Source organism: Leisingera sp. S2M4 (assembly GCF_055398055.1).
On record NZ_AP040861.1, the window covers coordinates 2,573,420 to 2,588,168 of the forward strand.

The 14,749-nt window shown below is 65.4% G+C and carries 19 protein-coding genes; 13 read left to right on the forward strand and 6 right to left on the reverse strand.

Annotation, left to right across the window (positions count from 1 at the left end; genetic code table 11):
* Positions 1 to 2: 2 nt before the first annotated feature.
* From ACZ52D_RS12485 to ribD, 7 genes are all read left to right on the forward strand, one after another.
* Positions 3 to 548, forward strand: coding sequence for a DUF4166 domain-containing protein (locus tag ACZ52D_RS12485; RefSeq protein ID WP_464441521.1), 546 nt, complete (start codon positions 3 to 5; stop codon positions 546 to 548).
* Positions 549 to 631: 83 nt separating this feature from the next.
* Positions 632 to 946 (forward strand): hypothetical protein, encoded by a 315-nt coding sequence (locus ACZ52D_RS12490; RefSeq protein ID WP_464441522.1) that lies wholly within the window; start codon positions 632 to 634, stop codon positions 944 to 946.
* A 150-nt stretch (positions 947 to 1,096) separates the two neighbouring features.
* Positions 1,097 to 1,534: a hypothetical protein gene (locus tag ACZ52D_RS12495; protein ID WP_222455821.1), complete on the forward strand. Its 438-nt coding sequence runs from the start codon at positions 1,097 to 1,099 to the stop codon at positions 1,532 to 1,534.
* Entirely contained in the window at positions 1,531 to 2,016 is a 486-nt protein-coding gene (locus ACZ52D_RS12500; protein ID WP_464441523.1) for a hypothetical protein, read from the forward strand. The genes ACZ52D_RS12495 and ACZ52D_RS12500 overlap by 4 nt, the downstream gene beginning before the upstream one ends.
* 15 nt (positions 2,017 to 2,031) lie before the next feature.
* Positions 2,032 to 2,451 carry a secondary thiamine-phosphate synthase enzyme YjbQ gene (locus tag ACZ52D_RS12505; RefSeq protein ID WP_464441524.1) on the forward strand — a complete coding sequence of 140 codons (420 nt, stop codon included), beginning with the start codon at positions 2,032 to 2,034 and terminating at the stop codon, positions 2,449 to 2,451.
* A gap of 132 nt (positions 2,452 to 2,583) precedes the next feature.
* Positions 2,584 to 3,051 carry a transcriptional regulator NrdR gene (nrdR, locus tag ACZ52D_RS12510; RefSeq protein WP_222455824.1) on the forward strand — a complete coding sequence of 156 codons (468 nt, stop codon included), beginning with the start codon at positions 2,584 to 2,586 and terminating at the stop codon, positions 3,049 to 3,051.
* Positions 3,051 to 4,148, forward strand: coding sequence for a bifunctional diaminohydroxyphosphoribosylaminopyrimidine deaminase/5-amino-6-(5-phosphoribosylamino)uracil reductase RibD (gene ribD, locus ACZ52D_RS12515; protein WP_464441525.1), 1,098 nt, complete (start codon positions 3,051 to 3,053; stop codon positions 4,146 to 4,148). The genes nrdR and ribD overlap by 1 nt, the downstream gene beginning before the upstream one ends.
* 83 nt (positions 4,149 to 4,231) lie before the next feature.
* On the opposite strand, the gene ACZ52D_RS12520 is transcribed toward ribD, so the two are convergent.
* The 3 genes from ACZ52D_RS12520 to ACZ52D_RS12530 all read right to left on the reverse strand — a co-directional run bounded on the left by ACZ52D_RS12520 (position 4,232) and on the right by ACZ52D_RS12530 (position 8,744).
* Complete coding sequence (locus ACZ52D_RS12520; RefSeq protein WP_464441526.1) at positions 4,232 to 6,244, reverse strand: capsular polysaccharide biosynthesis protein; 2,013 nt, start codon at positions 6,242 to 6,244, stop codon at positions 4,232 to 4,234.
* Positions 6,241 to 7,371, reverse strand: coding sequence for a polysaccharide biosynthesis/export family protein (locus tag ACZ52D_RS12525; protein WP_222455827.1), 1,131 nt, complete (start codon positions 7,369 to 7,371; stop codon positions 6,241 to 6,243). Before ACZ52D_RS12525 ends, ACZ52D_RS12520 begins: the two co-directional genes overlap by 4 nt.
* 95 nt (positions 7,372 to 7,466) lie before the next feature.
* On the reverse strand, positions 7,467 to 8,744 hold the full coding sequence (locus tag ACZ52D_RS12530) for a capsule biosynthesis protein (RefSeq protein WP_464441527.1): 1,278 nt from the start codon (positions 8,742 to 8,744) through the stop codon (positions 7,467 to 7,469).
* A gap of 176 nt (positions 8,745 to 8,920) precedes the next feature.
* Between ACZ52D_RS12530 and ACZ52D_RS12535 the strand changes: the two genes are divergently transcribed.
* The 5 genes from ACZ52D_RS12535 to ACZ52D_RS12555 all read left to right on the forward strand — a co-directional run bounded on the left by ACZ52D_RS12535 (position 8,921) and on the right by ACZ52D_RS12555 (position 12,582).
* Positions 8,921 to 9,508: a riboflavin synthase gene (locus tag ACZ52D_RS12535; protein ID WP_464441528.1), complete on the forward strand. Its 588-nt coding sequence runs from the start codon at positions 8,921 to 8,923 to the stop codon at positions 9,506 to 9,508.
* A 325-nt stretch (positions 9,509 to 9,833) separates the two neighbouring features.
* The gene (gene ribB / locus ACZ52D_RS12540) at positions 9,834 to 10,961 is read left to right on the forward strand and encodes a 3,4-dihydroxy-2-butanone-4-phosphate synthase (RefSeq protein WP_464441529.1); all 1,128 of its coding nucleotides are present in this window, start codon (positions 9,834 to 9,836) and stop codon (positions 10,959 to 10,961) included.
* A 1-nt stretch (position 10,962) separates the two neighbouring features.
* Positions 10,963 to 11,514: a 6,7-dimethyl-8-ribityllumazine synthase gene (locus ACZ52D_RS12545; protein WP_464441530.1), complete on the forward strand. Its 552-nt coding sequence runs from the start codon at positions 10,963 to 10,965 to the stop codon at positions 11,512 to 11,514.
* A complete protein-coding gene (gene nusB / locus ACZ52D_RS12550; protein WP_222455832.1) occupies positions 11,511 to 11,993 on the forward strand; it encodes a transcription antitermination factor NusB in 483 nt (160 codons plus the stop codon). Before ACZ52D_RS12545 ends, nusB begins: the two co-directional genes overlap by 4 nt.
* 262 nt (positions 11,994 to 12,255) lie before the next feature.
* Positions 12,256 to 12,582 carry a hypothetical protein gene (locus ACZ52D_RS12555; RefSeq protein ID WP_464441531.1) on the forward strand — a complete coding sequence of 109 codons (327 nt, stop codon included), beginning with the start codon at positions 12,256 to 12,258 and terminating at the stop codon, positions 12,580 to 12,582.
* A gap of 335 nt (positions 12,583 to 12,917) precedes the next feature.
* Here ACZ52D_RS12555 and ACZ52D_RS12560 read toward each other — a convergent pair whose 3' ends face one another.
* A complete protein-coding gene (locus tag ACZ52D_RS12560) occupies positions 12,918 to 13,337 on the reverse strand; it encodes an SRPBCC family protein (protein ID WP_464441532.1) in 420 nt (139 codons plus the stop codon).
* Positions 13,334 to 13,654, reverse strand: coding sequence for an ArsR/SmtB family transcription factor (locus ACZ52D_RS12565; RefSeq protein ID WP_464441533.1), 321 nt, complete (start codon positions 13,652 to 13,654; stop codon positions 13,334 to 13,336). Before ACZ52D_RS12565 ends, ACZ52D_RS12560 begins: the two co-directional genes overlap by 4 nt.
* A 108-nt stretch (positions 13,655 to 13,762) precedes the next feature.
* Here ACZ52D_RS12565 and ACZ52D_RS12570 point away from each other — a divergent pair, with 108 nt between their 5' ends.
* The gene (locus tag ACZ52D_RS12570; protein ID WP_464441534.1) at positions 13,763 to 14,245 is read left to right on the forward strand and encodes an MmcB family DNA repair protein; all 483 of its coding nucleotides are present in this window, start codon (positions 13,763 to 13,765) and stop codon (positions 14,243 to 14,245) included.
* Positions 14,246 to 14,510: 265 nt separating this feature from the next.
* Here ACZ52D_RS12570 and ACZ52D_RS12575 read toward each other — a convergent pair whose 3' ends face one another.
* Positions 14,511 to 14,696, reverse strand: a complete 186-nt coding sequence (locus ACZ52D_RS12575; RefSeq protein WP_222455837.1) for a DUF6324 family protein — start codon at positions 14,694 to 14,696, stop codon at positions 14,511 to 14,513.
* Between the last annotated feature and the right edge of the window lie 53 nt (positions 14,697 to 14,749).

Genomic DNA, 14,749 nt, shown 5'->3' on the forward strand with positions numbered 1-14,749 from the left:
GCATGCGCGATGCCTTTGCCCAATTGATCGAAGCCAACAAGCTGGACGTTCCCCCGGTCCTGCGGCGCTTCCACGCCGAGCCGCCCGCGTTGAGCCAGGGGGAGGTCACGGTGGAGGGCGGTCGTCGCTGGGGCAGGTTGCTCGCCGCGCTGGCGGGGTTCCCGCCCCCCATGTCACGCAGCCGGTTCCGGCTGGAGGTGGCGCGCGAGGGGAAGGGGCATGTCTGGCGGCGCAGTTTTGCCCGGCACAAGACCAGCTCGTTTCTGCGATACGATGCCCGTAGCGGCCGCGTGGTGGAGCGGTTTGGCCCGGTGGAACTGGAGCTGTCTGCAACCGCACGCGACGGTGCCCTGATCATCACCATTGAACGCGCGCGGCTGTTCGGATTTGCCTTGCCGCCGTCTTTGTGTCCGCAAAGCACGGCAATGGAATATGAGACGCCCCAAGGCAATCTGGGCTTCGATATATCAGCCAGCTTGCCGCGCATCGGCCTGCTGGTCCGTTATCACGGCTATCTGACCCTGCCAGAACTGGATCTGCGGCGTTAACCATTTGCTAACACTTTCGTTGCCTCGGGACGTGTGGGTCGCGTAGGTGAGTGGCATTGCCCGTTGTCCATTCTGGGGGGAAGATGTCTGCTCACACTGACATGACAGCCGCCTTGACGGCGCTGACGGACCGGCTCCGCGAGTTGAATGATCTGGTCACGGCCAATCATTTCATGGTCGAAGCGATGGCCAGCCAGCAAGACCAGCTGAAGCAGATGAGCGTAACGGAAACGCGTGCGTTTCTGCGGCGTCAGGCTCGGGAGAAGTTCCATCCGGAAACCGGTGACGCGCCGAACCCGGCGGCCCTCGCCGTGCTGGAGGAAGTGTTGAGCCCCAACCAGCACAGCGCCGAAATCATAGCCTTTCCCAAGGAAAGACAGCGCCGTATCGGCACTTGACGCGCTGAATTGCGGCTGTCGCCGTTGCCCGGGGCTTGTACCTGCCTGCGCCAGCACAGATATACGAGATGTCACTTGCCGTGTAAGCCGCGCTGCGCCGATATTGGACAGGCGCGGCCTTGCCGTGCAGGCTCGGGTACGGAGGACGGAATGGGCAAGATCAGCAAAATCATCAAAAGCGTTTGCTTCGCCGTTGTGCCGCTCGCCGCGGCCTGCACCCAGCCGCAGGGGAATGTCTTGCACACCATGCATGGCGCGCAGGTTCACCGACTGGAGGATGCGCGGTTTGAAGTGGTGCCGGAAATCGGTGCCGTTCGGGATGCTTATTGGTGCGCGGCAGGGGAATACGCCCGCCGGGCCGGTGGCGCGGACTGGGGCGACCGGGTCTATGTCGCGCGCGGCCTCGGGCGCGGTGAGGCAGTGGATCGCAAGTCGACGGTGGTGTTTTCCCTTGTGCCTGTCGCCGGGGCGGAGCCGCAGCCCTGGCTGATGCGGGTCAACCGGTTCCGGCCGGGCGACTACCTGACGGTGCAGAGCGCCGAGCGGCGCTGCGAAAACCTGCGCCCCTTTGTCTGGAGCGCAACATGACACTGATCCGCAAATTCCGAACCCTGGCCGCTGCTTCCATGGCGTTTGCCACGCTGCTCGCCTGCACCGTGCCCGAGCCGTCCCTGCAACCGCAGCCAGGCCCGCAGGCGCCGGTGCAAGCGCCGACCACCTTCGTGGCCATCAACGGCCTGACAGCCGTGTCGCTGCCAAATGGCATTGTCGAGATCAAGGGCCGAGCGGTTCGGCAGAAGGATGAGTATTGGTGTGCGGTCGGCGATTATGCCCGCCGTGGCCTGCGGGTGCCGTGGGATACACGCATCCGGGTCGTGCGCGGCATCGGTGCCCCGGCCTCGGGCGGTGCGCGTTCCGCGGTCCAGTTCACCCTGGCGCCGGATCCGGTTGCGGATCAGACCCAGCAGTCCAACGTGATCACCGACATTCTGCGACCGGGGTACAGCCGGAGCGTGACACATGCCTATGGCAATTGCCGGGACATGATTTTCCCGCACCCGTTTCGGTGAAGGATGGCGGCTCGCATGGCGCAGCATGAATTTGTCATCCGCACCCGCGGGCCGGGCCTTTATGAATTCACGGACGAGCTGCGCAGCTGGCTGCACTCAACCGGAATGGAGAGCGGTCTCCTGACCCTGTTCGTGAGCCACACCTCCTGCTCGCTGCTGGTGCAGGAAAACGCCGATCCCGACGTGCAGACCGATCTGCAGGCCTTCTTCAGCCGACTGGTGCCGCCGTCGGATCATCCGTCCATGGCCTATCTGCGGCACACCTATGAGGGCCCGGACGATATGCCTGCGCATATCAAGGCAGCGATGATGCCGGTCAGCCTGTCGATCCCGGTCAGCGCCGGAGACCTGCTCCTGGGCACCTGGCAGGGGGTCTACCTGTTTGAGCACCGCAGTGCCGCGCACCATCGTCGGGTGGCCGCGCATTTGGCCTGAGCGCTGGCGAACCTCTTTATCTTGCGGCCAGAAATCAACTCTACCCAAAGTCTGGAGGGTGGCCTATAGTTGTGGATAACCGGGCGAGGCCCGGCACAAATTACAGGCTGACAGGATTGAGGGAGCAGGCAGATGCGCTGCCCATTTTGCGGAAACATCGACACTCAGGTCAAGGATTCACGCCCGGCCGAGGATCACGTATCGATCCGGCGGCGGCGGTTTTGCCCGGCCTGTGGAGGGCGTTTCACCACCTATGAGCGGGTGCAGCTGCGCGACCTCGTGGTGATCAAGACCAACGGCAAGCGCGAGGATTTCGACCGCGACAAGCTGGAGCGCTCGATCCGCATCTCGATGCAGAAACGTCCCATCGAACCCGATCGCATCGACCAGATGATCTCTGGTATCGTGCGGCGGCTGGAGAGCATGGGCGAGACCGATATCCCGTCCAAGCGGATCGGCGAAATCGTGATGGAGGCCCTGGCCCGCATCGACACCGTCGCCTATGTGCGGTTTGCCAGCGTCTACAAGAATTTCCAGGCAGCAGATGATTTCGAGGACTTCGTCCACGAGCTGCGCCCGCCAGTCGCACCGGAAGAATAATGGACAGCGATCATCGTTTCATGGCCTTGGCCCTGTCCCTGGGGCGACGTGGCCAGGGCAACTGCTGGCCGAATCCGGCGGTGGGTTGCGTGATCGTCAAGGAGGGCCGGGTGGTCGGCCGGGGCTGGACAAATCCCGGCGGTCGCCCGCATGCCGAGACCGAGGCGCTTGCGCAGGCAGGCGAGGCCGCGCGGGGAGCCACCGCCTATGTCACGCTTGAACCCTGTTCCCATCAGGGCAAGACCCCGCCCTGTGCGCAGGCGCTGATCGACGCCGGGCTGGCGCGGGTCGTCGCCGCCATTGAGGACAGTGATCCTCGCGTATCCGGCCAGGGTTTCCAGATGCTGCGCGAAGCCGGGATCGAGGTCACCACCGGTGTTCTGGGCGGCCAGGCGGCGCGCGATCATGCCGGCTTCTTCCTGAAAACCGAACAGGGGCGTCCGCTGGTGACGCTGAAGCTGGCGAGCAGTTTCGACGGGCGCATCGCCACCGGCTCGGGCCAGAGCAAATGGATCACCGGACCCGAGGCACGTCGCGTGGTGCACGCGATGCGCGCCCGCCATGATGCCGTGATGGTGGGCGGCGGTACCGCGCGGGCGGATGACCCGTCGCTGACGGTGCGCGACCTCGGGGTTGAACAGCAGCCGGTGCGGGTGGTGATTTCCCGCCATCTCGACCTGCCGTTGATGGGGCAGCTGGCGCGCACGGCGCGGGATGTGCCTGTCTGGCTTTGTCACGGCCATGGCGCCGACCCCGAGCGTATTCAGGCCTGGGAGGGGTTGGGCGCCCGGTTGATCCCCTGTGCCTCGCATGGGGTGCAGCTGGATGCCTCGGACGTGTTGCAGCAGTTGGGGCAGGCCGGGCTGACCCGCGTGTTCTGCGAGGGCGGCAGCGCGCTGGCGGCCTCCCTCCTTGCCTTTGACCTGGTGGATGAGCTGATCGGCTTCACCGCCGGGCTGGGAATCGGTGCCGAAGGGTTGCCGTCGATCGGTGCGCTGGGAATTGGCCGGCTTGAGGAGGCGCCGCGTTTCGACCTGGTCGAGACCCGTCCGGTCGGCACCGACATTCTGCATCGCTGGACCCGCGCCCTGCGCTGACGGCAGCGCGCGGGACTTTTGCCCCAGCTGACGTCAGAAAGGCGTTAGTCGGCGCAGGCGCGCGGGCTTGCGAAAATTCTGCCTCAGCGCCAGAGGTGCGCATGCGTGGCGAACAGTCCCTGCAGCTTGGCCAGCAGTCGGTTGCCATGTCCGGGGTGGGGCAGCTTGCCGTCTCGCAGGCGTCGCACCGCAACTTCGACCGGGCAGGCCTGCCCTGTTACCGGGTCGAAGTAACGCGGATAGTCAATCAGCGCCGCATGGACCAACCCGGTCAGCGAGACCTGCACATTGCGCCAGGGCGGCGCTGCCGCGTGGTCGCGGGTCAGCCCCCAGCCAGCGTAGAACGGCATCCCCAGCGTGGTGACCTGCACCCCGCGCAGCAGCGCCTCGAACCCCAGCAGCGAGGTCATCGTCCAGACCTCCTGAACCGTGTCCAGCAGCGCGGCAGGGTCGGCATGGGTTGCCACCACATCCGCGAGGCCCTCCGCGTCGATCGCGCCGCGGCGCAGGCCGGCTTCCACGTCCGGATGCGGTTTGTAGATGATGACGGCCTCCGGGTTGGCGGCCCGGGTGGCCTGCAGCAGGGCGAGGTTGCTACGCACCTCTGTTGCGCCACAGAGGATCGAGGCGTCATCCTCCACTTGCCCCGGCACCAGGATGCGGTGCCCCTGGGGCAGGGGTGGGCAATGCCCGCCGAGATTGTATTTCGTGAGCTGGCCATCGATCAGGTCGGCGATCAGCCGCTCGGCCCGTCGCTCCTGCGCCGCGCTCAGGCGGGCGCGCCGGGCAACCAGCTGATCGAGGTCCGATGGCTGGCGCGGATCGTAGTAGATCCCCAGGCTGTCCGTGACCAGCGACAGCGGTGGCACCAGCTCGGCTCCAAGGCCGCGCGAGCGCAGGAAGCCGTCTTCTATGCGATCGGATTGGGCATCCGCGGGTGTCGCCTTGCCAGCCCAGATCATGCGCCTGCGCCCCGTTCGCTCCGCCGCGTCGGGGGCATCGGAAAACCGCACCCGCTTTTCCGCACCGAAGAAGCGTTGCAACGGTTTGCGCTTCCACAGTCGCATCTTGGCGGCGACCCAGCCGTGCCGGTCCTGCCGCCACGCGCGGGCCTGTGCGTCAAGGTTGTCGAGCACGGTTTCCAGTGGGCACAGCTGATCGCTAAAGGGGTCATACCATGTCGGGTAGAGGATCATGGCGGCGGCACACAGCTGCGCGCGTGTGAGCCGTCTGCTGCGCCGTGCCGGTGGCCGGTCGTCGATGGTCAGCCCCCAGCCCGCATAGAAAGGCTGGCCAAAGACCCGTGGCCGGTGACCGGCAAGTATGGCCTCGAAGCCAAGTTGCGAGGACACCGTGTAAACGCCAACAGCCCCTTCCAGCAGCGCCCAGGGAGAGGGGGAGCCTGCATAGAGTTCCACGCGGCCCTGCGCATCCGCCGCCTCATAGTAGCCAGATCGGAAGCCGTGCAGGGTTTCCGGATGGGTTTTGACAAGCACCCGTGCGCCGGGGTGCTCCTCCTGGGCAAAGGCCAGCATTTCCAGAAACCGCGCCCGATCCGCGCCCGACGCCCGCACGGAGGCATCGTCCCGGGCCTGGTCCACGACCAGCACATAACCGGGGTCAGGCACCGCTGTGGCTGGGTCAAAGGCGTTGTACTTGCTCAGATGCGTCTCCTGCAGCCGGGCGATGGCATCGCGGGCCCTTTGCAGCAGGTGGGTATCGTCCAGTGGGTGGGTGTTCAGCAGCCGCTCCAGATCGGAGGGTCGGCTGGCGTCGAAATGCACACCGCTGCGGTCAAGCAGCAAACCGGCGGGCGGCTCGCCCGCCCGGCCCGGGTGCAGCGAGCGCAGGAACGCATCCTCGATTCGCAGCACGCCGCAACCTCGCCGGGCCGCCACTGCCAGGCCGCGCCCAGAAGTGGGGGAGGCTCCCCAGACGCCAACCAGATCCTCGGCACCCGGCCGGCCGAGCCTGATGCCGTAGCCCGCCAGCTGCAGGATGCGCCGCAGACGCCGCTGGGTCAGAAAACCGCCGTTGTAAACAAAAAGCCGGGATGCAGCGCTCCCGGCTTCCTGTTGACCTGCGGTCAAGGTCATTCAAATACGGCCGCGGTACTGGAGACCGACGCCACCGGCGACACCAGCAGCGAAATCGTCTTGGTCCACTGGGTGTAGGGCGCTTCGGTGACATAGAGGGTGTCATCATCGCGGATCACGAAGTCGCGGGCGATGAACAGGCCGTTGGGCTGGGTCAGGTTCAGCACGTAGACCATGCGTTGCGCGCCGATCAGATCGTCACGTCCCAGCACCTGGTTGGCAATCTCGGCCGGCTCGTTGCGCAGCACGAAGACGCCGGTGGGGTCCGACGCGGTCGAGATCAGCCCACCGACCTGGGCGATGGCTTCCAGTGCCGACAGGTCCTTGCTCTCGAACGGAACCCGTGCCTGGGCGGAGGTTGCGCCAAGCGCGGTGAAGGATCGGGTGTCTTCTTCGACAAGGATGCGGTCGCCGCCGCGCAGGGCGATGTCCAGCTCGGGGTGGTCGAACAGGTCCTGGAACCAGATCTTGCCCTTTTCCTTGCCACGGATCACGGTGACCTGGGCGATTTCGGGCTGGATCGTCACGCCGCCGGCATTAGCCAGCATCGCCGACAGGGTCCGGGTCGGGCGCTCGATCGGGTAGACGCCCTGGCCTCCGACGGCCCCCGTCAGGCTGACGGTTGCCCCGTCGCCGGCCAGTCGACGCACCTGCACTTGCGGATCCGGTGTCTGGTCTTCCAGCTTCTTGGTGATGGTTGCGCGCAGCTGCTCGGGGGTGTTGCCCGCCGCCCGCAGGCGACCTGCGTAAGGCACGAAGATATAGCCGGCGCTGTCGACCTGAACTTCCTCCAGCAGTGTGGAGTTCGTTGCCTCGGCGGCCAGCAACCCGTCATCGACGTTTTCCCATACCGTCAGCCCCAGCACGTCGCCCGGGCGGATGGTGTCGGAGGTCAGCCGACCTGCGGTGATCAGGGATTGCGGGAAGCCCAGCGCCGGGGCCACCGCGGTGGCGCGGGCGACACGGTCATTGACCGAAACGATGAAGGCATCGCCTTCGCGTTGGACAGAGCCCGCGAAGATCTGGCGTTTGTTGGGGCCGACTTTGGGCAAGCCGCAGGACGCGGCCAAGGCCACGGCAGCCAGCAACGCCACGGGACGCGCCCAGCGAAGGGGTACGGATTTCACTGCTCGGTCTCCTCGACCAATTGATGTTTGCCTCAAGTTTTAGGGGCAAGTTAACCGCGTCACTGGGAAAAATCCAGCCTTGGGTTGGCCGCGGTTCAGGTCACCACGCGCAACTGTTGCCGCGGAGCCGCTGTGCCGAGGCGCAGCGCGTCATAGGGATCCTCGTCGGCCAGCATCATATCGGTGACCTGGCGCAGCAACTGGCGCCGCCCCTTGCGCGAATAAAATCCGCCGGGAACCTGCGAGGTTTCCAGCAGGAAGCGGCGGTAATCCTTGTAGGCGCGGGCGTCCGGACGGCTTGCCTTGCCGAAGAATTCGGCCAGCGGCTGTTCCGAGACGAACTCCGGTTTGCCATAGACGGCGCGTCCGAAGATCCGCAGCGGGATGCCGCGCCACAAGACCTGCTGGCCCGCGGTGGAGTTGACGGTGACGGCGCTGCGCGCTTCGTTCAACAGCTGTGCCAGTTTGCCGCCGCGCACATAGTGGACGCGGTCGGCGATCCCATGCTCGCGGGCCAGACGGCGCAGAGTGCGACGGACCTGGGCGCGGTCGTCCTCGAGCGGGTGGGCCTTGATGACAAGATGGTGATGGCGCGGTGCGCCCTCGGCAAATCCACGGATCACCTCGGCGAGGAATTCGCCCATGCTGGCAAAAGGCGAATGCATCTGAAAGGCGCTGTCATGCTCCAGTTGCAGCAGCGCCAGATGATAGGGAAAGCCACCGTTTCGGATGCGCCACTCTGCCAGCCTCCGTTCCAGGGCCTGGACCGGCATCAGCAAGAGCCGTTTCAGGTAGAGGCGGAATTCCTTGGTGACGGTCAGGGCGCGATGGGGGCGGAAATTGCGATAGCCCTGATTCAGGAACATCACGAAGCCATGATAGAGCGCCCCGTAGAAGATATGCTGTCGCATGTCACCCCAATGCGCCGGAGGCAGCGGGGTCTCCAGATCACACCGGGCCAGCGCCTCCTGCATCTGCGCCACATCCAGCTCCATCAGGCGGGAGTGGCCATTGGCGCCGCCGCGCTCATAGGTCACCCAGAAGGGCCGCAGATAGCCTTCCTCGAAGACATGCACGGTGAGGCCGCGCGCCCGCGCGGCCACCACGGCGGCAGCGTGGATGGGGCGGGTGTCGCCGTAAAGCACGATGTCCGTGATGCGGCGCTGGTCCAGCAGGGTGCACAGGAACTCAGGCCACTCCTGCGGCTGTCCGGTGAAGGGCACGTAGCTGGCCTTGTCGCGCCAGAACGCTTGATCCCCGGCGTTGAACCCGACCCGGACCACCTCGCAGTCAGCCGATTTCAGCATGCGGCCAAGGGCTGCAAAAAATGGCCCGTGCGGGCCTTGCAGAAACAGGAAGCGTCTCGGGGTCATGGGTTGGTCCGGCATCTCGGTCGGCAGAATACTGTGGCGGTCTCAAGCTGTGGTTAACAATTGACTGGGGCGAAACTATGACTGGACGTCGGGCAAAGGCAAGCCGGGGCTTGTGAAGGGCGCGTGGCTTGGCTACCTCTGCCAGTGACAGATCTATCACCGGCAGGAGCGGACCCATGTTCACAGGCATCATCACCGACGTTGGCACCATCGTCGAACTGGAGCAGCAGGGCGACCTGCGGGCCCGGATCCGCTCTGCCTACGACACCGCGACCATCGACATCGGTGCCTCCATCGCGTCGGACGGCGTGTGCCTGACCGTGGTGGAGCTGGGGGACGACTGGTATGACGTGCAGATCTCGGCCGAAACCGTCTCCAAGACCAACCTTGGCGACTGGAAGCCGGGCAAACGGGTGAACCTGGAACGCGCGCTGAAAGTCGGCGATGAGCTGGGCGGCCATATCGTGTCGGGCCACGTCGACGGGGTGGCAGAAATCATTGCCATCCGCGACGAGGGCGACAGCACCCGCGTCACCCTGCGTGCGCCACAGGATCTGGCGCGCTTCATCGCGCCCAAGGGCTCGGTGGCATTGAACGGCACCTCGCTGACGGTGAATGACGTCGAAGGCTGCGATTTCGGCATCAACTTCATCCCGCACACCAAGGAGGTCACCAACTGGGGTGACATGGCGGTGGGCGACCGGGTCAACCTCGAGATCGACACCCTGGCGCGCTATGTCGCGCGGCTGAACGAGGCAGGCTGAGCAAGGCGCGAGCCTCGGCACGCGAGGCCGCGCGGGCTGATCTGCATGGGGGCGCTCCCGCCCCCTCGGGCTGCATGGGCATGCCGCCCGAGGCGTTGGGCCGGGCGCGCCGCTGGCGCGTCGCGCGCACCCGCGGCACACCAGCCATAGCGCCCCGTCGGGGCCAAATCCCCATTTGCCAACGTCTGTGCACCTGCGCACAGGGCGCGTCCGGACCCCGTGGTGCCGCTTGCGGGACTGGCATTTGTCGCGCCTCTGGGCTATCTGGCTGAAACAGAACCCGCAGTGCCAGGCGTGCTGCCCATGCGCATCGAAAGGCTGCCATATGAGCTTTGAAACACCGGGCCCGGTTGAGGCGCAGTTGCGCGACGCCATCAGCCCGATTGAAGACATCATCGAAGACGCCCGTCAGGGGCGTATGTTCATCCTGGTCGACCACGAGGACCGCGAGAACGAGGGGGACCTGGTCATCCCGGCGCAGTTCGCGGATGCGGCGGCGATCAATTTCATGGCCACCCATGGTCGTGGCCTGATCTGCCTGACCCTGCCGGCCGAACGGGTCGAGGAACTGGGCCTGCCGATGATGGCGATGCACAACTCCTCGCGTCATGAGACCGCCTTCACCGTGTCGATCGAGGCCCGCGAGGGTGTCTCCACCGGTATCTCGGCCGCTGACCGGGCGCTGACCGTGGCCACCGCCATCGACCCGGCCAAGACCGCCGCCGACATTGCGACGCCGGGCCATGTGTTCCCGCTGCGCGCCCGCCGTGGTGGCGTGCTGGTGCGCGCAGGCCATACCGAGGCCGGCTGCGACGTGTCGCGGCTGGCGGGGCTGTACCCGTCGTCGGTGATCTGCGAGATCATGAAGGAAGACGGCACCATGGCTCGGTTGCCCGACCTGGTGGACTATGCCGCCAGGCACGGGCTGAAGATCGGCACCATCGCCGATCTGATCGCCTACCGCGCGCGCAACGACAACCTGGTGGTGGAAACCTCGCGCGAGACCGTGACCTCGGAATTCGGCGGCGAATGGGAAATGCGGCTGTTCACCGATCAGACCCACGGCATCGAACACGTGGTGATGATCAAGGGCGACATCACCACGCCGGAGCCGGTGCTGGTGCGCACCCACGCGTTGCACGAGGCAACCGATCTGCTGGGGCTGGGGCCGAAGTCTGCCCGTCAGCTGCCGCGCGCGATGGAGATCATCGCCGAGGAGGGCCGTGGCGTCGTCACGCTGTTCCGCCAGCCGCGCAACGCGCTTTATGCCGCCGAGGATGAAGGGCCGCGGACGGTCACCATCAAGCAGACCGGCATTGGTGCCCAGATCCTGTCGAGCCTTGGCCTGCGCGACCTGATCCTGCTGACCGACTCGCCCTCGACCAAATATGTGGGTCTTGACGCCTATGGGCTGTCGATCACCGGCAGCCGCTCTATCCTGAAGGAGGCTTGATATGGCCGGACACGAAAGCCACTACATCCTGCCGCGGGCAGAATTCGACAAGCCGGTGAAGCTGCTGGTCGTTGTTTCGCCCTATTACAAGGACATCGCCGACAATCTCGTGGCCGGCGCCGCGGCCGAGATCGAGGCGGTGGGCGGAACATATGAGATCGCCGAGGTCCCCGGGGCGCTGGAAATCCCCACCGCGATCGCCATCGCCGACCGCACCTCGAACTTTGACGGCTACGTGGCCCTGGGCTGCGTGATCCGCGGCGAAACCACCCATTACGAGACCGTCTGCAACGACAGCTCCCGCGCGATCCAGCTGATGGGGCTGCAGGGGTTGTGCATCGGCAACGGCATCCTGACGGTGGAAAACCGCAAGCAAGCCGAGGTGCGTGCCGATATCGCCGACCAGAACAAAGGTGGCGGCGCTGCGGCTGCGGCCTTGCATCTGATCGCGCTCACGCGTAAGTGGGGCGATCAGACCAAAGGCATCGGCTTCAAGGCGCCCGCAGGGGCGTATCAGGTCGCCGGTACAGACAACGGATCCACCAGCGCATGAGCACCCAGGACAGTCGCCCCAAAGGCAACGGCAAGACCCAGATGAGATCGGCAGCACGGCTTTACGCGCTGCAGGCGCTGTTCCAGATGGAGCAGAGCAGCCAGACCTTCGATCAGGTCATCGTCGAGTTCGAAGACCACCGTTTCGGCGCCATCTACGAGGGCGTCGAGATGGTCGAGGGTGACACCAAGATCTTCCGCAAGCTGGTGCGCGATGCGGTGAACTACCAGGCGCCGATCGACCAGATGACCGACCGCGCGCTGGTGGCGAAATGGCCGATCGGGCGGATCGACCCGACCCTGCGGGCGCTGTTCCGCGCCGCAGGCGCCGAGCTGACCCAGTCCGACACCCCGCCAAAGGTGGTGATCAACGAATTTGTCGACATCGCCCGCGCCTTCTTCCCCGAAGGTAAGGAGCCGAAGTTCGTCAACGCGGTCCTCGACCATATGGCGCGCGAGGCAAAGCCCGAGGCGTTCTGAACCCTTGGCTCGCGGACAGTTGGCGGCCTGCCGCAGTCGGGCCGTAACTAGCTATCGCCTATAAAATGGCGCGCCCTCGGGTGCGCTTTTTTGTTGCGAGAGGGGCTCGCGCAGCCTGGCAGGGTAGGGCGGACCGGGTTGGGTGGATGTGAGCGGAGAGGCGGGCTGCGGAGGGTGCGACAAATTCCGCTCATGCCGTGCAGAACCGCTGGACGGCCCCGGAAAGGCTGCTAACCTCGCCTTGCAATACAGGAGGACTGGGATGCCTGAACTGGTGAAAATGTACATCCGCAACGTGGTGATCGGGTTTGCCATCGCGGCCGCATTCGTTGCGGTGTTGCTGTGGTTCAACGTGATGAACCTCTGGTCACTGGTGGTTGCGTCCGATGCAGGGCTGTTGGCGGTGGCCCTCCTGTGGTTCATGCACGGCATCGTCTTTGCCGGCGTGCAGTTCGGCTGGGCGGTCATGGCGATGGCCGAGACCCCCAAAGGACCGCGTGGCGGCACGCCGGTCGCCCATCAGCTTCAGCCGGTGCGCGCCGAGGCGAGGGCGCCGTCACGGCTGGAGCGCCAGCTGCGCGGTCACTGACCGGGGGCAATTGCGCCGCCGATCGGTGGAAACAGGACTGAGATCAAGGTTCCGCGCCCCTTTCAGGGGCGCTTTTTTGTGTCCTTCAGGCTGCCGCGAGAGAGACGCAAACGGCCTGAGGTAAAGGGTGGGAAGTGGCGGGAACCACCAAGCAACCGTGCGGCTTTGATTCCCGAGGACCTGTATATACAGGTGGGCGCCAGGTAATCGGACCAGGATCCGAACAGAGCCAGCTCCCTCGGAATTGCTTAAGGCCACCGGAATGCTGCCTGTCACGAGAAGGGCAGAACCCGCCAAGGGCCTAGTTAGGCATCCGAGCGGCTTTGCACAAGGGGTCAGTTTTCAACTTCTGACGCCAGGGCGCGCCGCAGCTTGGCGAAATGCCCGTCCCAGCCCTGGTCCAGAGCCAGGGTCAGTCCAAAATGCGCCACGGCCTGCGGCAGCCCGTCATGGGTGAGGCAGAGCCTGGTGCCGCCCGGCACCGGTTCAAGCTCCCAGGTGACCGTGCTGATGGTGTCACCCATCGGGGGCACGTGAAAGGTATACTGCAGTCGGGTGCAGGGCTGCGCGGCGATGACCTGACCTGAAATGGTGATGCCGCCATCGCTGCACATCTCATAGGCGTTCCCTTCGTCCAGCGCCGCATTCGGTCGGTGAAACCAGTCGGCGAGCGCGTCCGGCTCCGTGAGGAAGGTCCAGACCTCTTGCGGGGTGGCGCGCAGATGCAGGGTCTTTTGCAGGGTGGTCGCGGTCATTCCGGGCTCCTTTCCACAACGCTCTTCAACCGGTCCAGACGGTCGTCCCAGAATTGGTCGAACAGGCCGAGCCAGTCCAGAACCGGCTCCAGCCCCGCCGGGTCGAGGCGGTTGAGCCGCTCCCTCCCCTGCGGGTGCACGACTATCAGCCCACCCTCGCGAAGCACTGTCAGATGCTTCTTCACGGCGGCCCGGGTCATGTCGAAATGGGCCGTCAGGGCGGCAATGCTCATGTCCTGCTGGATCAGCAGGCGTATGATCTCGCGGCGGGTCGGGTCAGCAAGGGCGCGAAAGGTCAGCTGGGCAGAATCGGTCATCGGTGATTTGTGATACCTTTTGGTATCCATACCATGCGATACCAAAAGGTATCGAGTCAAGCGAAAAGCCGGCTTGCCTTTTGTTCTCCTATTGTTCACATTCGAGGGATGGAAGTTGACTTGCAGCCCGGACAGAAACTGGCCCGAGGGGTGTCGCGCCACCTGCGCACGCTGGGATATGCCTCGCTGGAGGAATTCGTGCCGACCCGAGGGCTGCGCGTGGACGTGATGGCGCTTGGCCCCAAGGGGGAGCTGTGGGTGATCGAGTGCAAATCCAGCCGCGCCGATTATCAGGCCGACCACAAGTGGCAGGGGTATCTGGAGTGGTGCGACCGGTTTTTCTGGGCTGTCGATATGGAGTTCCCGACGGAGCTATTGCCCGACGCAACCGGATTGATCGTGGCCGATCCTTATGATGCGCAGGTTCTGCGCATGGCACCGGAGGACAAGCTGCCGCCCGCCCGGCGCAAGAAGCTCACCCAGAAGTTTGCCATGGATGCCGCGCAACGCCTGCAGAGGCTGAGGGACCCGCGCCTGGGGCGTGACGGGCTGCTTCTGGGCGGGCCTTCGGGTGAGGTATCAGCGGACTGATCTGGGGCCGCCACAGGAGCGCGGTCACTGGCTGCGCGTGGCGTTGGACTGCGAGGATGAGTGTGAGGGTTCGTGGCTCTCCCGCGCCTGAGGGTGCCCCGGCGGTGCCGGGAAACCCTTGCGGTCTTGGGCCCGGCAGCCCGCCTTCGGCGGTCTGGGGTGGCGCTGCGGCCGCTTGTGGGGCCGCGCGCCTGCCCGGCTACGCCTTGGCCGGGGTTTGCAGGGCGGATGGTGGCGCGCGCGGCTTTGGCGGCGCGCTGGCCTGTCAGCCGATGCTGCGGGCGGCCTGCGCCGCGGCGCGGATCTCGTCGGCGATTTCCTCGGCTTCTTCAGGCTCGAAATCCATCGGGATCTCGACGCCGTCGGCCTCGATGAAGATTCGAACCATGCCCTGATCGGTCGGGCCGATTTGCAGATTTGCCTCTACGTCGCGTTCGGTGTTGATACCCATTTTGCACTCCCTAACCGGTCAGCGGATTGCAGCCGGTGCTAGCCCGCAGTCGC